The following is a 21489-nucleotide window of genomic DNA, read 5'->3' as shown; positions in this document are numbered from 1 at the left end:
ATAAACTAATTCATTTGGCGATATGATTACGAATACATCATTAGAATATAAAGGCGATTTATATCCATCAAAAATCGTTTCGTATGAACATGATGGAGATTCCATTTTTTTTCATACAGACAATAAAGTAATCTTAAAGGTCACAATTCTCAGAGACAGTTTAATCCGTTTTCGTTTTACAACCAAGGGCTATTTTAGCAATGATTTTTCATATGCAATTGACAAAACACAATTGCATGGTTATAATTTTCTTGAAGTTACCGAAGAAGAAACTTATTTTCAGATCAGGACAAGCAAAGTAAAATGTAAAATCCAGAAAGCAGATCTCCGTTTATCAATCTATGATCTCAATGATCTTTTAATCCTCGAAGACGAACTCGGTTTTCATTGGGAAGAAAGTTATGAATATGGAGGGAATATTGTAAAAATGAGTAAATCATCAAAAGATGGAGAATGTTTTTATGGTTTAGGTGACAAAGCCACTCAAATGAATTTAAAAGGCAAGAGAGTTGAAAATTTTGCCACAGACCAATATGCCTATCAAAAAGAGCAGGACCCTCTGTATAAAGTTGTACCGTTTTATATTGGCCTGCAGAACAAGCAATCATATGGAATTTTCTTTGATAACACATTTAGGACTTTTTTTGATTTTTGTCAGGAAAGAAGAAATGTAACCAGTTTTTGGGCAGAAGGAGGCGAAATGAACTATTATTTCATTTATGGCCCACAAATGCAGGATGTTGTCACTACTTATACAGATTTAACCGGTAAACCAGAATTGCCGCCACTTTGGGTTTTGGGTTATCATCAATGCAAATGGAGCTACTATCCGGAGAGTAAAGTCAAAGAAATTACTTCAAAATTCAGAGAACTTCAAATTCCCTGTGATGCTATTTATCTGGATATTGATTATATGGAAGGTTTCCGATGTTTTACATGGAATAAAGAATATTTTCCAGATCCAAAAAGAATGGTTGCAGAATTGGCAGAAGATGGATTTAAAACCGTTGTGATTATAGATCCCGGAATTAAAATCGATAAAGATTATTGGGTTTACAAAGAGGCTCTGGATAATGATTATTTCTGCAAAAGAGCCGACGGACCTTATATGAAAGGAAAAGTATGGCCGGGTGAATGTAATTTTCCTGATTATACAAATCCCGTAGTTAGAGAATGGTGGGCAGGATTATTTAAAGAATTAATTTCAGATATTGGGGTAAAAGGAGTGTGGAATGATATGAACGAACCTGCCGTTATGGAAGTTCCAAACAAAACATTTCCGATGGATGTTCGTCACGTTTATGACGGAAACCCGTGCAGCCATAGAAAAGCGCATAATATTTACGGAACTCAAATGGCAAGAGCCACTTATCATGGTGTTAAGCGTTTTGCATATCCCAAAAGACCATTTGTGATAACAAGATCTGCTTATTCAGGTGCACAGCGTTATACTTCATCCTGGACAGGTGATAATGTAGCAACATGGGAACATTTATGGATTGCTAATATTCAGGTACAGAGAATGTCTATTTCGGGTATGGGTTTTACCGGTTCTGATATTGGAGGTTTCGCTGAACAGCCAACCGGAGAATTATATGCACGCTGGATTCAATTGGGCGTTTTTCATCCCTTTTGCAGAACCCATTCTTCTGGAGATCATGGAAATCAGGAACCTTGGGCTTTTGATGAAGAAGTAATTAATATCACCAGAAAATTTGTAAACCTTCGTTATCAGTTATTACCTTATTTATATACGATGTTCTGGCAATATATTGAAGAAGGAATTCCGATGCTGAAACCTCTTTTTTATTACGATCAGGATGATACTCAGACGCATTATCGTAATGATGAATTTATATTCGGAAATCAGATTTTGGTCTGTCCTATTCTTGAACCTAATTCTTTAGGCAGACGTATGTATATTCCAAGAGGTGAGTGGTATAACTACTGGACAAATGAACTTTTTACAGGTGGAAGAGAGGTGTGGATTGATACTAAATTTGATGAAATTCCGATTTTTGTAAAAGCAGGTGCAATTATTCCTAAATATCCGGTTCAGCAATATGTTGGAGAATTAGAATTTGATGAATTAACGCTCGATTTGTATTTTAGAAACGGTAAAGAGAAATCATTTGTATACGAAGATTCTCAGGACGGTTATGATTATAAAAAAGGCCGCTATAGTTATTTATCATTTCAGACAATCGGGAAAGAAAAAGAGCTTATTGTGCAGTTGCATAAAGAAGGAAAATTTGAAACAAATTATTCTAAATTTAGAATTAACTTCATCGGACTTCCTTTTAAAGTTACTGAAATTGAGATTGATAATGAAAAGATAGAGTTTAATGCAATTAATTTTTCTGAAAATAATTATCTTATCATTAATAAAGAATTTAGTGAATTACACCTTATTGGGGAATAGCCTTATTTTGATATTTTTTCTTAAAATTATATAAAACGCAATTTTATAATATTTGTATTTTTGTTTAGTTAAATACCAGAAATTATGAAAAAATATTTATTAGGAGGAATAGTAACTATTCTTTTCGTTGCATGTGCAACAAATCCAATTACTGGAAAACAGAATTTAAATTTTGTTTCAAACAGCGAGTTATTTCCGTCTTCGTTTCAACAATATAATCAATTTTTGACAGAAAATAAAGTTATAACGGGAACAGCAGATGCGAAACGAGTTGACCTCGTGGGATCAAGAATTAAAAGCGCTGCGGAAAAATATCTGACATATCTTGGACAAAGTCAGTATCTGAAAGATTATCGTTGGGAATACAAATTGGTTGACAACAAAGAAGTAAATGCCTGGTGTCTTCCTGGTGGAAAAATTGTTGTTTATTCAGGAATTTTGCCTGTAACCCAGACCGAATCAGGACTGGCAACAGTGATGGGGCATGAAGTATCTCACGCATTGGCCAATCACGGAGCACAAAGAATGAGTGCTGCCCAGCTGCAGCAAATTGGAGGTGTAGCTTTGGGAGCCGCAACAAGTGGTAAATCAGAACAAACACAACAAATATTTTCGCAGGCATATGGTCTTGGGACAGAAGTAGGAGTAATGTTGCCATTTAGCAGAGGTAATGAATCAGAAGCAGATAAAATCGGATTAACACTTATGGCAATTGCCGGTTATAATCCAGAAGATGCTGTTACATTTTGGAGCAGAATGTCTGCCAAATCAGGCGGAGCAGGAACCCCTGAATTTATGAGCACACACCCGTCTGATGCGACAAGGATTGCAAATATAAAATCGTTAATACCCGAAGCAAAAGCAATTGCTCTTAAGGTAGGTACAATCAGATAAGCACAATAATATTAAATAATAAGCTATTCAATTTAGAGTAGCTTTTTTTTTGTAAAAAAAACTCGGTTCTTAATATTCAAATAATGGATACTTAATAATAAAGAGATAAATTCGTAGCCAATTAACAAAACCATTTCTATGAAAAACCTAAAAAAGGGTGATAAGAAACTTTTGAATGCCTGGGCATTTTATGACTGGGCCAATTCAGTTTATACACTTACTATTGCATCTGCAGTATTTCCTATCTTTTATGAAGCACTGTTTCCAAAAGACAATCATTATATTGATGTTTTTGGTCTTCATCTAAAAAATTCTGCATTAATTAGTTTCATAACCGCTTTTGCCTTTTTAGTCATTTCTTTTATTTCGCCTCTATTATCCGGGATTGCAGATTATGTAGGCAACAAAAAATCTTTTATGAAGTTTTTCTGCTATTTGGGAGCTTTATCCTGTATGGGATTATATTGGTTTGATTTGGAAAATATTTATGTAGGATTGTTGTTTTACTTTCTGGGATTGATCGGATATTGGGGAAGTTTGGTTTTTTATAACTCTTATCTTCCGGATATTGCTTTTGATGAGCAACAAGACAGAATCAGTGCAAAAGGATATTCTCTTGGGTATGTGGGAAGTGTAATTCTACTGGTTATTAATTTGGTTATGATAATGGGTGCCGAAAGTACGGAGGCAAGGATGCAAGCAATGAAATATTCTTTTGTAATGGTTGGAATCTGGTGGATTTTATTTAGCCAGTATACTTACTATTACTTGCCAAAAGGAAACAAAGAAACCAATCAAAAGTTTACTAAAGATGTTATTTTTAACGGTTTTAAAGAACTTAAAAAAGTTTGGGCACTTCTCAAAGAGAATGTACCCTTAAGAAGATATTTGGGCGGATTCTTTGTCTCAAGCATGGCCGTACAGACTGTAATGTTGGTTGCAACTTATTTTGGTGCTCAGGAAATACAATGGTCTTCTGAAGAAGAAAGTACAATTGGTTTAATTAAGTGTATTTTAATAATTCAGTTAGTGGCAGTAGTGGGTGCTTATTTAACTTCAAAAGCCTCTGCTAAATTTGGAAATATTCCGGCTTTAATTTTCATAAACATCATTTGGGCCGTATTTTGTGCTCTGGCTTATTTTATAACATTACCAATGCACTTTTATGTTATGGCAACGGTTGCCGGATTCGTGATGGGTGGAATTCAGGCTTTATCGCGTTCTACTTATTCGAAATTATTGCCAGAAACAGAAGATACAACATCGTTTTTTAGTTTTTATGATGTTGCCGAAAAAATAGGAATTGTAATCGGAATGTGTGTCTATGGCATTGTTGACCAAATAACAGGAAGCCCTCGTGCGGCGATTGTAATTTTAGCTGTCTTTTTTATAACTGCTATTTTCTTATTACGAAGAATACCAAAAAACGTTACTTCAAAATAAAATATAAGTATTGATAAAATAAAAACGTCATGAGCTCAAAATCTCATGACGTTTTTATTTTAATCTTTTAGTTTCTTAAAGTATTTTTCTGCAAGTTTTATGCTTTAGAAATATTCCCGGATCCGGCCACTTTTACATCTCGTTTCTCCGGATTTCCTTCATATTTAATATTTCCTGAACCTGAAACTCTTGCTGTTAAATTTTCGTTGCAGCTTACCTTACTATTTCCTGACCCCGAAACATTCACATCAACATTCTTAGACTTTAGGTCAGATGCATCAATATCTCCTGAACCTGAAAGTTTGCTGGTAAAGTTTGCCGCATTTCCTTTTAATTGGACATTGCCTGATCCGCTTAAATTAAGATCCAGATCATTTGAATTTATACTAAGGTTAAAATTTCCGGAACCTGAAAGATTAGCCGAGAATTTATCATTTTTAATATCATTTTTAGTCTGAATATTTCCTGAACCGGATAAACTCAATTCTGATATTTTCTCAAAAGGAACTGTAACTTGTATTTTTTTGCTTGGTCGGATGTTTGTATTGCCCTTAATATAAATTTTCAGCGTGTTTTCTTCAACTTCTACTTTCACAAATGAGAGTAAATTTTCTTCTCCTTTGATCGAAATATTTCCTTCTTTGCCCGAAACTAAATCTACATCAAAAGATCCGGAAACTTTTATGGCATCATAATCTGCTGTGTTTCGCGTTTCAGAAACTATTTTTCCGTTTCCTTTTACTTTTTCCTGATTTGATGGCCATTGTGCATTTGCTGTAAGACTTAAAAGAAATACACTACAAACTAATAATTGAACTGATTTTTTCATTGTTTTTTGATTTTAGATTATTTTTTGGTTAACGTTACGCTGCCGTAATTAGAATTAATGACAAGTTTATTTTGTCCTTTTTTCTTATTGAAACCACTTATTCTCTTTGTATTACTTTTGCTTTCTGACACAGAAACATCCAGTGAATTATCATTTTTAATATTTCCATATCGGGTATTAATATCAAAATCAAAAGCATAATTTGTGTCATAACCCAGAGATACATCAGTATATCCGCAATTTATATTGACATTATTGGCTCTGTCGGTAATGTTAGAAACATTTATTTTACTGTAATTGGTATTTACATTGATGCTGTTTGAAATTTCGGCGATAGAAATCGTAAGATAATTTCCTGAACCTGAAAATGTATTTATTTTTTGAAGTTTAAAATTCCCGTAATTACAATCGTACTTTATATTTTCTCCTTCAGACATCACCAAATCAGAGTAACTGGTATCCAGATTCAGATTTCCAGATTCAGTAATTTTCAATCCGGAATAGCGGGCTACAATAGTACCGCTTTTGATATAGTCAATACTTGAATTCTGGCAATAAGCAATTTCAATACGATTGCTGTTCCCGTTTAATTTTCCAAGAGTAACTTTTCCATATTTGCATGAGATATCTGTCGCAGCATCTACACTTAAGATGTTGATATTCCCATATTTATTGTCAAGTTTTACCGTTCCGTTTTTAGGGATTTTAATAACATAATTTATTTCAAAACTATTACTGCTTCCTCTGCTTTTCAAAGAAGAATTTCCAATTGAGGTAATAGCAGAAACCATAGATTTTAAGGCCGTAATATCAATATCAATACTGTTAATCCTTTCGTTTACCCAGTTTTCATTTCCTCCGGTAACTTTAATCGTAATATCAAGGTCGATTTTATCTTCGTCCCAGGTGCTTACAGAAATATTTCCATATTTATTTTCAATAGTAATTCCTGCATTTGAGTTAACGATATAAGTTTTTTTGATGTTTTTTTGTTTTGAAATAACAGTTTCATCATTTGAAAATCCCAAAAATGGAATTAAAATAAATAAAATTAGAATGTTATAATGTTTTTTCATGAGTGGTGTTTTTTAAATTTTCGTTTTCTTCAATTCTCTTTAAAACCGTTTGTAAAAATGAAATACGGGTTTGCAGATTGCTGATCATCGCATAAATAATTTGTTTGTTCTCTCCATTTTTTTGCAGCTCATTTATAATTTTCTGATAATCTGCATCAAAAATTTTCATTTGAGAAAGCGCATCGTTTATAATCTGCTGATTTTCCGGAGAACTTTTTTCTTTTAGTTTAACTAACTCATTATCAATTAAAATATTAAAAATAGAATCGGTTCTTTGGGTTTCTTTAGAAGCAAATTTAAATTCTCGAGGTTTTTGATTCGTATTATAAAAAATAGATATTCCCAGCAACAAGACTATCGAAGCAGCGATTCCTAAAACGGCATAATAATTCTTTTTAGGTTTCTTTTTATTATTTAATTTATTTAAGAAATCAAGCTGATGGTCAGAATTCATTTCCTGTACATCCCATTGATTTTCAAATTTTTCAAATAGTTGGTCTAATTTGTCATTTTCCTTTTTCATATATCCTCTAATTTTTTTCTTAAACTTTCTTTTGCTCTGCTCAGTGTTGTTCTGCAATTGGCATAACTTATATTCAGAATTTCGCAGATTTCCTCCTGATCATAACCTTCAATGTAAAAAAGTGTCAATACCATTCGGTAGCTGTCTTTTAAACTTAAAATAGTATCCAGCACCTGTTTTACTTTTAAAGAGTTCAGATCAATATTTTCAGAAAAGAAGCTGTCGTTTTCCTCTATTTTATAAAGAGTTTTACTCAAATCTTCAACCTGAAAGGCATTGTTTTTTTTATAAAAGTCAATACTGTAATTGACAATTATTTTTTTTAACCACGCACCAAAAGCAACTTCCTGCCTGTAGTCATTAATTTTAGTAAAAGCTTTCAAAAAACCCTCCTGCATGACGTCTTGTGCATAATGTTCGTCCTTTACAATTCTATAAGCTACATTATACATAGCTTTACTATAGCGATTGTAAACTTCAAATTGTGCTTTTTGATTATTCTCTTTACAAAGCGTGATTAATTCTTCGATATTTTGGTTAGTTATATTCAAGTAATTTTTGCTGGTTTATTATAATGACTTTGGTTGTTTTGGTTTGTTACAGTTTTATAAAAAATAATTGTAATTTATTTTTTAAGGCTCCTCTTTCATTAAGTATTAAAAATAGCTTTTTATTCTAATTTTCTAAAACTCTCTTTGGTTTTGGCACAATGATTGTCTATTTTTATGGCCTACCTTGTAAATGATACACTTATCATTATTTTGATAAAAACTAATGAAGCTTAGATTTTGTTTACTGTTAGAATTGATAATTTAATGACAAAACGACTTATATATTATTATGTCAAACCATAAAATACTTACCATTGACAATCTGTCACTTCAGGAATTCGATTCAGAAGCAGAATTAATTCCATTATTAACGCCGGAAGACGAAGAGGAAATGAACAATGAAGAACTGCCGCTTTCTTTGCCAATTCTGCCTTTACGAAACACAGTTTTATTTCCGGGTGTTGTAATTCCAATTTCAGCAGGAAGAGATAAATCAATAAAGCTTATTAATGATGCAAATGCAGGAGGAAAAATCATTGGTGTAGTTTCTCAAATAAACGAAGAAGACGAAGATCCGTCAAAAGATGATGTTCATAAAATCGGAACCGTAGCAAGAATCCTTAGGGTTTTAAAAATGCCTGACGGAAATGTAACGGTAATTTTACAAGGTAAAAAACGTTTTGAAATTGACGAAGTTGTTTCTGAAGAGCCTTACATGACAGCCACTATAAAAGAGGTGTCAGAAGAGCGTCCTGATGAAAATGACACTGAGTTTACCGCTATCTTAGATTCTGTTAAAGAATTGGCCATTCAGATTATTAAAGAAAGTCCAAATATTCCTTCTGAAGCTACTTTTGCGATTAAAAACATTGAAAGCCAGTCGTTTTTAATCAATTTTGTATCGTCAAATATGAATTTATCCGTAAAAGAAAAACAAGGTCTTTTATCGATAAATGGCTTAAAAGAGCGCGCTTTAGAAACTTTGCGTTATATGAACGTAGAGTTGCAAAAACTAGAATTAAAAAATGACATTCAGTCAAAAGTGCGTTTTGATTTAGACCAGCAACAGCGTGAATATTTCCTTCATCAGCAAATGAAAACCATTCAGGAAGAATTGGGAGGAGTTTCGCAGGAAGAAGAAATGGACGAAATGGGGCAGAAGGCAAAAACAAAAAAATGGGACGAAAAAACGCAGAAACATTTCGAGAAAGAATTGTCTAAAATGCGTCGAATGAATCCCCAATCTCCAGATTTTGGAATTCAGCGCAACTATTTAGAATTGTTTTTGGAATTGCCATGGGGCGAATATTCCAAAGATAAATTTGATTTAAAATATGCTCAGAAAGTATTAGATAAAGATCATTTCGGACTTGAAGAAGTTAAGAAAAGAATGGTAGAGCATTTGGCTGTTTTAAAATTGCGAAATGACATGAAATCTCCAATAATTTGTTTGACAGGACCTCCTGGGGTCGGAAAAACATCTATTGGACGATCTGTAGCAGAAGCTTTAGGGCGTGAATATGTTCGTATTTCGCTTGGCGGTTTACGTGACGAAGCTGAAATTCGCGGACACAGAAAAACCTATATAGGTGCAATGCCGGGAAGAATTATTCAAAGCTTAAAGAAAGCGGGAACTTCTAATCCTGTTTTTATTTTAGATGAAATTGATAAATTATCCAGCGGAAACAGCGGCGATCCGTCTTCTGCTTTACTGGAAGTTTTAGATCCCGAACAAAACAGCTCTTTTTATGATAATTTCCTTGAAATGGGATATGATTTGTCTAAAGTGATGTTCATTGCCACGTCAAATAATATGGCAGCCATTCAGCCAGCCCTGCGTGACAGAATGGAAGTAATTAAAATGTCAGGTTATACGATTGAAGAAAAAGTAGAAATCGCTAAAAGACACTTATTTCCAAAACAATTAGAAGCGCATGGTCTAACGGCTAAAGATCTGACAATTGGAAAAAAACAATTGGAAAAAATTGTAGAAGGTTACACGCGTGAATCTGGAGTTCGTAATCTTGAAACTAAAATTGCTCAGATTATTCGTAATGCAGCAAAAGCAGTTGCGATGGAAGAAGACTATAACAAAAAAGTAACAGACGAAGATATCATCACTGTTTTGGGAGTTCCAAGACTTGAGCGCGATAAATACGAGAATAATGATGTTGCAGGTGTAGTGACAGGTTTGGCCTGGACAAGTGTTGGCGGAGATATATTATTTATTGAGTCCTTGATTTCTGAAGGAAAAGGCGCACTGACAATTACAGGTAATCTTGGAAATGTCATGAAAGAATCGGCTACAATTGCATTAGAATATATTAAGGCAAATGCTAAAAAGTTAGGTCTGCCGATAGAATTATTTCAGAAATACAATATCCACCTGCACGTTCCTGAAGGAGCGACACCAAAAGATGGCCCAAGTGCAGGTATTGCAATGCTTACCTCATTGGTTTCTTTGCTGACACAAAAGAAAGTAAAGAAAAGCCTTGCCATGACAGGAGAAATTACACTTCGTGGAAAAGTTCTTCCTGTGGGAGGAATCAAAGAAAAAATTCTGGCGGCAAAAAGAGCCAATATCAAAGAAATTATTTTGTGTCATGAAAATAAAAGTGACATTGATGAAATCAAAGCTGAATATCTGGATGGTCTTACTTTTCATTATGTAAAAGAAATGAGCGAAGTTTTGACTTTAGCCTTAACAGACCAAAATGCCAAAAATGCTAAAACTTTAAAATAATTTTAGCTTTAAATTCCAATCTTTAAAGTCCAAATTCCAAACTGATGCTGACAGATTGGAATTTGGATTTTTTTTTATTGAAATTTTATTGATGAGTGCTTTCTCTGTATTTTCGGTTTGACGAAAAAGATAAAAACCTGACACAATAACTGATTTTTAAATAGTTATAAAAATTATTTTTTAAATTATATAATTTTATATTTGTATTTGCGTTATTCCCATATAGGAACGCCACACAAAGCATGATAAAACGACTTGTTTTATTCTTATTGATATTATTAAGTTCGGTTTCTTTCGGGCAAATTGGAGGGCGTTATACCTATCAGTTTCTTAATTTAACTACTTCACCAAGGCAGGCAGCGTTAGGTGGAAAAACGATAACGATTTATGATGAAGATGTCAATCAGGTTATGTTTAATCCAGCAACTCTAAACCAAGATATGGATAACCACCTGGCAATGAATTATGGAAGTTATTATGGAGAAGCCTCTTATGGAACGGCTTCGTATGCCTATACTTACGATAGACATCTTCAGACATTTTACGCAGGAGTAAGCTACATTAGCTACGGCACTTTTGATGGTTATGATGAAAACGGACAGGCTACTTCTGATTTTACCGGAAGTGAAGGAGCTCTTTCATTAGGATATGCTTATAATATTCCTTTTACCGATATTCACGTTGGAGCAAATGCTAAATTAATTACTTCAACCTTAGAAAGTTATAACTCAATTGGAGGTGCAATTGATTTAGGCTTTTTATATATAAATGAAGAAAATGATTTGAATTTAGCACTTGTAGTCCGAAATCTGGGAACTCAGTTTACCACATATTCTGGAATTCAGGAAAAATTACCTCTGGAAATTATTGCAGGAGTGTCTCAGGAACTGGAGCATGTTCCGTTGCGCTGGCATCTTTCTTTAGAAAACCTGCAACAATGGAATATTTCATTTTCGAATCCTGTTCGTGGCGAAACAAATATTGACGGTTCAACCAGTGAAGAAAAAGTTTCTTTTGTCAATAATGCTTTGCGACATGTAGTTATAGGAGCAGAACTTTTTCCAAAAAAAGCATTTAATATCAGATTAGGATACAACTTTAGAAGAGGAGAAGAATTAAGAGTTGAAGAACAACGTAATTTTTCGGGAGTCTCTTTGGGATTTGGTCTTAAAATGAACCGTGTAAAATTTAATTATTCATATTCAAGATATACTTTGGCGGCCAATACAAGTCTTTTTGGTCTAATCTTTAACTTTCAATAGGCAATTATATGAAACTATTCTATCTGATCCTTTTTGTTACAGCAGGTTTTTTTAATACCTCAAAGAATAATTTTAAAGAAAATTTAAGTACTGCAGAGGTTGAAAGACTAAATTTGCAGATCGAAGAAGTAAAAGAAAAAATCGAAGAAGGACCCAGTTACAATACAAAAATTGCTTTTTTGGTTGATATGAAAATCAAGTCAGGTAAAAATCGTTTTTTTGTTTATGATTTGGTTAATGATGAAATTATCGATCAGGGACTTGTTGCCCATGGTGCCGGTTCTGAAACAGGGATCAACGGAGAACTAAAATTTAGCAACGTTCCGGATTCTAAAGCAACATCATTAGGGCGATATTCTATAGAGAAGTGTTATAAAGGAATGTTTGGCAAAGCATATAAATTAGCAGGGTTGGATGAAACGAACAGCAATGCTTTAAAAAGAGCAATCGTTTTACATAAATATTCTGCAGTTCCTGAAAGTGAGCAGGATCATTACATTTCACGTAGTCAGGGTTGTCCTATGGTGAGTGAAGCCTTCTTTAAGAGAATCGAAAAAATAATTGACAGTTCAAAGTCGAAAATTATTTTAAACATCTATTATTAATAATTACACTAGAATTACAAATTTATAATATCAAAAAAAATATTTTGAACAGAATTACCATTGCAATAGACGGATTTTCGTCAACAGGAAAAAGTACTTTAGCGAAACAGTTGGCAAAAGAATTAGAATATGTTTATGTCGATACTGGAGCAATGTACAGAGCAGTCGCTTTGTTTGCAATGCAAAACAAATTTATAGGGCCTGATTTTTTTGATAAAAAAGGGCTTATTGATTCACTTCCAAAAATTCAGCTAGAGTTCAAATTCAATGCAGATCTGGGATTTGCCGAAATGTATCTGAACGGAGTGAATGTAGAAAAAGAAATCAGAACGATTGAAGTGTCCAGTTATGTAAGCAAAGTTGCTGAAGTTTCTGAAGTGCGTTCTAAATTGGTAGAACAACAACAGGAAATGGGAACCAATAAAGCTATCGTTATGGATGGCAGGGACATAGGCACCGTAGTTTTTCCTAATGCAGAACTTAAAATTTTTATGACGGCCAGCGCCGAAACCCGTGCGCAAAGACGATTTGATGAATTGCAGCAAAAAGGAGATAATGTTTCTTATGAAGATGTTCTGAAAAACGTTGTCGAAAGAGATTATATTGATACACACCGTGAAGACTCACCACTTATCATAGCCGATGACGCTATAGAAATTGATAATTCTTACCTAAGTCGCGAAGAACAATTTTCTGCTGTTCTGGAATTAATAAATGACGTTGTTAAAACGATATAATTTTTTGTAGATATCATTTTTAATGGTAGTTTTACCGCTTCATTTATTTTTACAAAGACAATTTCATCATATGGGAATTAAAAACAGATTAATTGTAATGAGCTTTCTTCAATTTTTTGTTTGGGGAGCGTGGCTTATTACTATTGGAAATTATTGGTTTGGAACTAAAAACTGGGAAGGAACACAGTTTGGACTTGTTTTTGGCACCATGGGAATTGCTTCTTTATTTATGCCTACTCTTACTGGTATTATTGCAGACAGATGGGTAAATGCTGAAAAACTTTATGGAGTTCTGCATATTCTATATGCAGTTGTTTTGTTTGCAATTGCACAAGTAGCAACTCCGGATACCTTTATAATAGTGATGCTTTTGGCAATGTGCTGTTATATGCCGACAATTGCCTTAAGTAATTCTATTTCCTACACTTCGTTAAAGCTTAATAATAAAAACATAGTAAAAGATTTTCCACCTATTCGTGTTTGGGGAACAATTGGTTTTATTGTAGCCATGTGGATTACAAATTTAAGCGGAAGTAAAGCCACAGAATATCAGTTCTATATTGCCGGTATTGGTTCTTTGATTTTAGGGTTTTATGCTTTTACATTACCAAAATGTGAGCCTCAGCGTTTGATCAAAGAAAATGCTACATGGATTGAAACTCTTGGATTAGAGTCTTTTAAGTTATTTGGGAATTACAAGATGGCTTTGTTTTTTGTTTTTTCGATGTTTTTGGGAGGAGCTCTTCAATTGACAAATGCCTACGGAGATGTATTTCTGGATGAATTTAAACATTTTCCAAAATATGCAGATTCATTCGTAATAAAATATTCAACCATTATTATGTCGATTTCTCAGGTTTCTGAGACGTTGTTTATTTTGGCAATTCCGTTTTTCTTAAGACGTTTTGGAATCAAACAAGTTATGCTAATTAGTATGCTTGCCTGGGTATTACGTTTTGGATTATTTGCTTTTGGAGATCCTGTAAGTGGTTTGTGGATGATTATTCTTTCTTGTATCGTTTACGGAATGGCGTTTGATTTCTTTAATATTTCAGGTTCATTATTCGTAGAAAGCAATACAGATTCTAAAATCCGTTCTTCTGCGCAAGGATTGTTTATGATGATGACAAATGGAGTAGGAGCTGTTTTTGGAAGTTTAACTTCGGGATGGGCTATCGATCGTTTCTTTACAAAATCATTTAATAATACTATTGAGTTATCAGGGTTTTTACAAACAGATGCTTCTAATTCTAAAATGATTGAATTTGTAAAAAGTCAGGGAAATTCTATTTCTGCTGAAGGAGCTTTTGCAAATCCTGTTTTAATGAAAGACTGGCATACAATCTGGTTGTCATTTGCAGCTTATGCTTTGATAATTGCAATCGCGTTTGCTATTTTGTTTAAGCATAAACATGATCCAAAAGAATTGGAAAATTTGAGTCATTAAAAGGATATAATTATAAGTAAACCCGACAGATTTAAAAAAAACCTGTCGGGTTTGTTGTTTCATGTAATTTATTACGATCAAAAATATGCAAAATCAGATAAAGAAACCTCTTCCGTCATTTGTGTCTGTTAGTTTGAACCAACAGTAATTTTTTATAAAGGATTAAATTAATCTTTGTCAAAGTTTAAAACCTTGACAAAGATAGTTGCGCATAGTAAACCTAGCAGGTTTTAAAAATCTGTTAGGTTTGTTAGTTTCAGAATTTAAAGTTCTTAATAAAGATAAATACTCTTATCTAGCCCCGATAGAGCAGATATCCTTTTATGGTGTCCCGAGGCTTCGGGACCCATAAAAGATAGGAGCGAAAGCGGGACCTTAGGGCTTCTAAACCTTTAAATATCTTGCTCCTGAGCAATTAGCTGATAATCATTTAGAATTGTTTTGGTATTACAAATATTTGTAGTAATTTTGCAAACCTTTTGGCAAAGAAGAGTTTCCTTTAGGTATCAACTATTTATGTAAAACAACTTCTGTTTTTTCTACTGCATTAAGAAACTCGAGAAATACAGAATACAAATTTTTTATCAGAGCATGTCTGAACAATTAAAATCACAAGAAGAGTTTTTAGCAAATTTTAACTGGCATAACTTCCAAGAAGGAATTGATGCAGTAGATGAGAAAAACTTACAAGAATTCGAAGAACTAGTATCTAAAACTTTCATCGCTACAGACCAAGAAGAAGTAGTTGAAGGTGTAGTTGTTAGAATTACAGATAGAGACGTTATCGTTGATATCAACGCAAAATCGGAAGGTGTTATTTCTTTAAACGAATTCCGTTACAACCCAAACTTAAAAGTTGGTGACAAAGTAGAAGTATTAATCGACATCCGTGAGGACAAAACAGGTCAATTAGTATTATCTCACAGAAAAGCACGTACTATTAAATCATGGGATAGAGTTATTTCTGCAAACGAAACAGGAGAAATCGTTAATGGTTTTGTAAAATGCAGAACTAAAGGTGGTATGATCGTTGACGTTTTCGGAATTGAAGCTTTCTTACCTGGTTCTCAAATTGACGTTAAGCCAATTAGAGACTACGATGTATATGTAAATAAAATGATGGAATTCAAAGTGGTAAAAATTAACCACGAATTCAAAAACGTTGTTGTATCTCATAAAGCGCTTATCGAAGCTGATATCGAAGTACAGAAAAAAGAAATCATCGGTCAATTACAAAAAGGACAAGTATTAGAAGGTGTTGTTAAAAACATTACTTCTTATGGTGTGTTCATTGACTTAGGTGGTGTTGACGGATTAATTCACATTACTGACCTTTCTTGGAGCAGAATCAACCACCCAAGTGAAGTTCTTGAATTAGACCAAAAATTAAACGTTGTAATCCTTGATTTCGATGATGAGAAAACAAGAATTCAATTAGGATTGAAACAATTAAACGCTCACCCATGGGACGCTTTAGATGCTAATTTAACTATTGGTGATAAAGTAAAAGGTAAAGTAGTTGTAATCGCTGATTACGGTGCATTTATCGAAGTTGCTGAAGGTGTTGAAGGTTTAATCCACGTTTCTGAAATGTCATGGTCAACTCATTTACGTTCTGCTCAGGATTTCGTAAAAGTTGGAGATGTTGTTGAGGCTGTTATCTTAACTTTAGATAGAGATGACCGTAAAATGTCATTAGGTATCAAACAATTGACTCAGGATCCATGGACTGACATTACTTCTAAATACCCAGTAGGTTCTAAACATACAGGTATTGTTAGAAACTTTACAAACTTTGGTATTTTCGTAGAATTAGAAGAAGGAATTGATGGATTAATTTACATCTCTGACTTATCTTGGACTAAGAAAATCAAACACCCATCTGAATTTGTAAATGTTGGTGAAAAACTTGATGTAGTAGTATTAGAATTAGATGTTGACGGACGTAAATTATCTTTAGGTCACAAACAAACTACTGCTAATCCTTGGGATCAATACGAAGATTCTTTCGCTGTAGGAACTATCCACAATGGTGAAATTTCTGAAATTGTTGACAAAGGAGCTACTGTAGAATTCGGAGATGATATCGTTGCTTTCATTCCTACTCGTCACCTTGAAAAAGAAGACGGAAAGAAATTGAAAAAAGGTGATACTGCTGATTTCAAAGTAATCGAATTCAACAAAGAATTCAAAAGAGTAGTTGCTTCTCACACTGCTATCTTCCGTGAAGAAGAAGAGAAAAATGTGAAAGCTGCAACTGAAAATACTTCATCTAACTCTTCTAACACAAATGCACCAGCTGCAACTTTAGGAGATAACAATGATGTATTAGCTGCATTAAAAGCTAAAATGGAAAAAACTGAGAAAAAATAATTCTTAGTTTCCTCTAAATAGAAAGTCCCACAGCAATGTGGGACTTTTTTTATATCTTATTATGTAATTACAAAAACGTTTTGTGGTCCAAATAAGAATAAGATAAAAATATATTTGTTCTGGTTTTCATCTGTCTATTATTAGACAGGTAAATTTTTAATAAGTTCTTTTTAAATGAGGAAATTTCGGTTTCCTCATTTTTTTTTATTTTGAAGCTAATAAATTAGATTCTTCCGGGGTAAATTCGTTTACAATTGCGTATGCATCAATTTTCGCGATTTTCATTTCGTCTAAAATGTCGACCAAATTTTTAAAATTACTTTTTTCGCTTGGTTTTATAATTATAATTACGCCACTTTTAGGCTTGCCTAGTGCGGACATATATTCAAATATTTCTTTCTTTTTCAAAAAAACTTCTGTTCGGATACCATTTTTTCCAAATTTAACTTCTTTGGGAATTTCAACAGGATATCGCAGTAAGCCCGAATACGTTATAATTTTATCATCATCATCAAGTAAAATTGTGTAAAGTCGATTTCCATCTATACATGCTATTGGATTACAAATTGGCTCGTTATTTGGCAGACTTAAATCTATTCCTTTTGGTTTAGATAATTCACCAACAAGCATAAAAAATATAATTAATAAAAAAGAAACACTAACCATTGCCGTTAAATCAACACTTGTGTTTAACTTTTTGCTTCTTACTTTTTTCGGTAAATTCTCCATAATGAATGATTTTTAATAAAGTTACTGATAAAACTAAAACAAAAAAGCCTTGGTTTTTAAAAATAGTTTAAAAATATTTTTTTATGTTAAGACCTTGTATTACAGTTGTATTTGAGAATATTTTAATAAGATTCCATCTTTTTTTATTTTATTGCTAAAACCAAAACGATAGTTATGGCGTAAATGAGCTTATAACTTAAAATATTAATTATGAAAACTAGAAAATTTTTAACTGTTGCAGTTTTAGCTTTAGGATTTGCATTTACATCCAATGCACAAAAAAACGTAATGGTTGGCGGTGCTGCGATGTACCCAAACAAAAATATTGTTGAAAATGCTGTAAACTCAAAAGACCATACTACTTTGGTTGCTGCCGTAAAAGCTGCAGGATTAGTAGAAACATTACAAAGTAAAGGACCATTCACCGTTTTTGCCCCAACAAATGCTGCGTTTGACAAATTACCAGCAGGAACTGTAGAAACATTATTAAAGCCAGAAAATTTAAAAATGTTGCAGACTATTCTAACTTACCATGTTGTAGCAGGAAAAATGAATGCTTCTGATATTGCCAAAGCAATAAAAAAAGGGAACGGAAAAGCAACTCTTAATACAGTTAGCGGCGGAACTTTAACTGCCTGGATGGATGGAAAAGAGTTATATATAAGCGATGAAAGCGGAAACAAATCTAAAGTTACAATTGCAGATGTTAACCAATCGAATGGTGTGATTCACGTAGTAGATACTGTTTTATTACCAAAAATGTAGTCTGGTATTCAAATTCCAAAACTTAAAAATTCCAAATTCCAACTTTTAAATTGGAATTTGGAATTTTTAAGTTTTAAGATTTATGTATTCATTTTTTTTGCCGTTAAAGTTGATCCGGCAGAAGCCACAACAACACAAACAACAGCTAAGATTTCGTATAAGGTTAAGTTTTCCTGTAAAAATATAAAAGCACAAATAGAAGCTGCGGCAGGTTCTAAACTCATTAAAATACTAAAAGTGCGGGGTGGAAGCTGACCTAGCGCTTTCATTTCAAGAGTAAACGGAATTGCACTCGATAAAAGGGCAAGTGCTACGCCCATGCCAAAAAGTTTTGGCGTAAGATTTATTAGCCCGTTTTCATAGAAACCAAACGGAAGTATTAAAAGTGCTGCAAACAACATTCCGGTAGAAACGGCTTGTCCGCTATTCATGATTTTTGATATTTTACCGCCTAACACAATATAAGCAGCCCAAAGTGCTCCGGCTAAAAGAGCAAACAGAACTCCCAAAGTATCTATTCTGCTATTTGTCCATGGGGCGATTAAAACGATTCCGGCAGCTGCCAGTAAAACCCATAAATAATCTACTATTCGCCTTGATCCGATTATAGCGACCAACAAGGGACCAATAAACTCTAATGTTACTGCGAGTCCAATCGGAATTCTTTCGATAGCAAAATAGAAAACTAAATTCATTGCACCCAACGACAATCCGTAGGGAACAACAATTTTCCATTGTTGCGGTGTAATCTGTTTTAGATTTGGACGATATGCTAAAAGCAAAATTAATGCTGAAACGCCTATTCTTATAGAAGCTGTGCCGGCTGCACCTAGTGCGGGAAATAATGTTTTGGCGATTGCTGCACCACATTGTACACTAATAATAGCTAATAGTACTGCAGGTACAGGAGGAAGGTTAAATTCTTTGTTTTTCATAAAGATTGTGCTGAAATGTAGTAACGCAAAAATACTATTCAATAAGAGCATTATGTTACATTTTGCTCAATATTTTACATGAAAATATTTAATGATATTAATTACCCAGAGCGCGTTTTGTAACGAAGGCACGATATCCGATAATAGCCATCTGCCATTTTTTAGCTTTGGCTATGTCAAGGCCTTTTTTGGTAAAGCTCGGTAAAATCAGTTTGTTTATTTTGGCTAAAATTTTATACATGATAAGGGATTTTTTTCAAAGATATAAAAAAAGACTTTGCAATAGGAGCAAAGTCTTTTAGTGGTTATTTTATTAAATTTAAATTTTGAGTATCAAATTGTTATCTAGGACTTACTATTGTTTCTTCTTTCTGCCTTTCTTAATTCTTCAGCATGTTTTTTCATTTCTTTTGCGTGCTCTTTCATAATTTCAGCCTGTTTTTTCATTTCCTCAGCATTCATTCTTGCGTTTTCAGCCTGTTCTTTCCCGTCAACTCCATAATGATCATTCAGATAAATTTCATATTTATTCATTTCAGAAGAGTATTTGCCCATTGCCAGCTCATATTTAGCCATTTCTTTATCAAAAATAACTTCACGCTTAGCCATAATTTCTTCTATTTCTTTTTCAAAAGCTTTCATCTCTGGTTCAAAAGCTTCCATCTTTTTTTCAAATACCGCCATGTCTTTTTCAAACTTCGCCATTGCCACTTTATCTTTAATATCTAATGGGGCAATTGGCGCTTTAGGCATTTTGGACATGTCTGGTGCTTTTGGCATTTCACCTTGTGGAAACATAGGCGCTACAGGTGGGGCTGGCGGTACAGGAGCCAACGGATCTTCGTTGTTGTCATCTCCAAAATGGCGAACAGCAACTCTCTCATCATTAATTAATCCTGGAGCTGCAAGTGCTCCTTCTGTATCTAAATTGACAGTTTTTTTACCATTATCATCCGTTGTAATTGCAAATACACAGTCTTTTATCGCTTTGTTTCCATCGATTTTAACGGTTTGTTTTTTGCCGGTTTCTGACTTGATTTTGATTTGAATCGCAGTTAATTCTTTTTCAGAGTTTCGCTTTACATCAGATACTTCAATATCCAGATTATGGCTTGCTTTTAATTTTTCTGTAAGTTGTTTTAATTCCTGATCTGTTGAGTTTTTTGTGATTTTAAAGATTTCCTGTGTTTCCTTAATGGTATCTTTTTGAATTACATTCTCTTTCTGCATTCTTTTTTCCTGCGCTATTGTTTGTATTTGAAATAAAAGTACAAACGCGGCAAGTGCCGGAATAACAGCATAGTATTTCCAGTAATTTCTCTTTTTTGATTGATTTTTGTTTAACATGACAATTCGTTTTTTGATTAATGATTGATAAAAATGATTGGTGATTGCAACGCAGGTTTCGTGCGTTGTGATTTTTAAGAGCGTATATTGGTACGCTTTTTTGTCGCTGATTTTTTTAGAAGCTTCTCTGTCAGCAATGAATTCCAGATTTTGTAAAATAGCTTTTTTATAAAGCCAAACAATCGGATTGAACCAAAACAAAATGCAGAAGATTCTCGATATCAAAACATCAATTGTGTGATGCTGATTGCTGTGAACTTTTTCATGCTCTAAAATATTTTCTAATTCGGCTGCCGTGTATAGTGATGAGTTATACACGATGTAATCGAAATAAGAAAAAGGAGCAATATTTTCTTTCACATCAATAAATTTAAAATCTTCCAGCTGTTGGATTTTTTTTCCTTTTAAGACACAATTTAAGCTGTAAAAATCCAAGGCAAATTTGACCATAAAAGCGATAAATCCGACACTATAGATTATCAGGTAAACCAAATTCCAATTGATTTCAAAACTTTCTTCTGTAACTGTTTCAGGTACATTTGTATACGAATATGGAGCTACATCTGCAGAGGAGCCATAACTTGTCGTATTGTTATATATATTCTCAGTTGCAACAGGGGCAGGGGTAATCCAGATTACTTTGGTATAAACAACAAATGGCAATATTACAGAAGTTAACAAACCAGCGATCAAAAACCATCTGCTGCTGTTAAAAAAGGTTTCTTTACGAAGTAATAAAATGTAAGCAAAATAAAACATTGCTAACAACCCGCTCGATTTTAGAATAAAAATGAAAAGTGCTTCCATA

General features: G+C 33.4%; 18 protein-coding genes. 10 read left to right on the top strand and 8 right to left on the bottom strand.

What is annotated here, in order from left to right:
• Positions 1–22 precede the first annotated feature (22 nt).
• From JOD96_RS15765 to JOD96_RS15755, 3 genes are all read left to right on the top strand, one after another.
• Complete coding sequence (locus tag JOD96_RS15765) at positions 23–2422, top strand: glycoside hydrolase family 31 protein (protein ID WP_209565192.1); 2400 nt, start codon at positions 23–25, stop codon at positions 2420–2422.
• An 84-nt stretch (positions 2423–2506) separates the two neighbouring features.
• The gene (locus tag JOD96_RS15760) at positions 2507–3316 is read left to right on the top strand and encodes a M48 family metallopeptidase (RefSeq protein WP_209565191.1); all 810 of its coding nucleotides are present in this window, start codon (positions 2507–2509) and stop codon (positions 3314–3316) included.
• A gap of 138 nt (positions 3317–3454) precedes the next feature.
• On the top strand, positions 3455–4759 hold the full coding sequence (locus tag JOD96_RS15755) for an MFS transporter (protein WP_209565190.1): 1305 nt from the start codon (positions 3455–3457) through the stop codon (positions 4757–4759).
• A gap of 97 nt (positions 4760–4856) precedes the next feature.
• Here JOD96_RS15755 and JOD96_RS15750 read toward each other — a convergent pair whose 3' ends face one another.
• Genes JOD96_RS15750 through JOD96_RS15735 form a run of 4 tightly spaced genes read right to left on the bottom strand, consistent with a single transcriptional unit; the run spans position 4857 to position 7738 of the window.
• Complete coding sequence (locus JOD96_RS15750) at positions 4857–5588, bottom strand: head GIN domain-containing protein (protein WP_209565189.1); 732 nt, start codon at positions 5586–5588, stop codon at positions 4857–4859.
• A 17-nt stretch (positions 5589–5605) separates the two neighbouring features.
• Positions 5606–6664, bottom strand: coding sequence for a hypothetical protein (locus JOD96_RS15745; RefSeq protein WP_209565188.1), 1059 nt, complete (start codon positions 6662–6664; stop codon positions 5606–5608).
• Complete coding sequence (locus JOD96_RS15740; protein ID WP_209565187.1) at positions 6648–7187, bottom strand: anti-sigma factor; 540 nt, start codon at positions 7185–7187, stop codon at positions 6648–6650. Before JOD96_RS15740 ends, JOD96_RS15745 begins: the two co-directional genes overlap by 17 nt.
• Positions 7184–7738, bottom strand: a complete 555-nt coding sequence (locus JOD96_RS15735; protein ID WP_209565186.1) for an RNA polymerase sigma factor — start codon at positions 7736–7738, stop codon at positions 7184–7186. Before JOD96_RS15735 ends, JOD96_RS15740 begins: the two co-directional genes overlap by 4 nt.
• Positions 7739–8027: 289 nt before the next feature.
• On the opposite strand from JOD96_RS15735, the gene lon reads away from it, so the two are divergent.
• The 6 genes from lon (at position 8028) to rpsA (ending at position 16905) form a co-directional block, all read left to right on the top strand.
• A complete protein-coding gene (gene lon / locus JOD96_RS15730; protein WP_209565185.1) occupies positions 8028–10481 on the top strand; it encodes an endopeptidase La in 2454 nt (817 codons plus the stop codon).
• A 242-nt stretch (positions 10482–10723) separates the two neighbouring features.
• Positions 10724–11743: a type IX secretion system protein PorQ gene (porQ, locus tag JOD96_RS15725; RefSeq protein ID WP_209565184.1), complete on the top strand. Its 1020-nt coding sequence runs from the start codon at positions 10724–10726 to the stop codon at positions 11741–11743.
• 8 nt (positions 11744–11751) lie between these two features.
• On the top strand, positions 11752–12348 hold the full coding sequence (locus JOD96_RS15720) for a murein L,D-transpeptidase catalytic domain-containing protein (protein ID WP_209565183.1): 597 nt from the start codon (positions 11752–11754) through the stop codon (positions 12346–12348).
• A gap of 44 nt (positions 12349–12392) precedes the next feature.
• A complete protein-coding gene (gene cmk / locus JOD96_RS15715) occupies positions 12393–13085 on the top strand; it encodes a (d)CMP kinase (RefSeq protein ID WP_209565182.1) in 693 nt (230 codons plus the stop codon).
• Positions 13086–13155: 70 nt separating this feature from the next.
• Positions 13156–14532: a nucleoside permease gene (locus tag JOD96_RS15710; RefSeq protein WP_209565181.1), complete on the top strand. Its 1377-nt coding sequence runs from the start codon at positions 13156–13158 to the stop codon at positions 14530–14532.
• Between the two features lie 591 nt (positions 14533–15123).
• Positions 15124–16905 carry a 30S ribosomal protein S1 gene (rpsA, locus tag JOD96_RS15705; RefSeq protein WP_209565180.1) on the top strand — a complete coding sequence of 594 codons (1782 nt, stop codon included), beginning with the start codon at positions 15124–15126 and terminating at the stop codon, positions 16903–16905.
• 204 nt (positions 16906–17109) lie between these two features.
• Here rpsA and JOD96_RS15700 read toward each other — a convergent pair whose 3' ends face one another.
• Positions 17110–17634 (bottom strand): ExbD/TolR family protein, encoded by a 525-nt coding sequence (locus JOD96_RS15700; protein ID WP_209565179.1) that lies wholly within the window; start codon positions 17632–17634, stop codon positions 17110–17112.
• Between the two features lie 210 nt (positions 17635–17844).
• Between JOD96_RS15700 and JOD96_RS15695 the strand changes: the two genes are divergently transcribed.
• A complete protein-coding gene (locus tag JOD96_RS15695; protein ID WP_209565178.1) occupies positions 17845–18399 on the top strand; it encodes a fasciclin domain-containing protein in 555 nt (184 codons plus the stop codon).
• Positions 18400–18479: 80 nt separating this feature from the next.
• Here JOD96_RS15695 and JOD96_RS15690 read toward each other — a convergent pair whose 3' ends face one another.
• From JOD96_RS15690 to JOD96_RS15680, 3 genes are all read right to left on the bottom strand, one after another.
• On the bottom strand, positions 18480–19334 hold the full coding sequence (locus JOD96_RS15690; RefSeq protein WP_209565177.1) for an EamA family transporter: 855 nt from the start codon (positions 19332–19334) through the stop codon (positions 18480–18482).
• Between the two features lie 97 nt (positions 19335–19431).
• On the bottom strand, positions 19432–19575 hold the full coding sequence (locus JOD96_RS15685; protein ID WP_209565176.1) for an SsrA-binding protein: 144 nt from the start codon (positions 19573–19575) through the stop codon (positions 19432–19434).
• A gap of 104 nt (positions 19576–19679) precedes the next feature.
• Positions 19680–21488: a M56 family metallopeptidase gene (locus JOD96_RS15680; RefSeq protein ID WP_209565175.1), complete on the bottom strand. Its 1809-nt coding sequence runs from the start codon at positions 21486–21488 to the stop codon at positions 19680–19682.
• Position 21489 lies beyond the last annotated feature (1 nt).

Origin of the sequence: Flavobacterium sp. 1355, from assembly GCF_017833415.1 — a bacterium.
Lineage (GTDB): Bacteria > Bacteroidota > Bacteroidia > Flavobacteriales > Flavobacteriaceae > Flavobacterium.
This window is presented reverse-complemented; position numbering and strand designations above follow the sequence as displayed.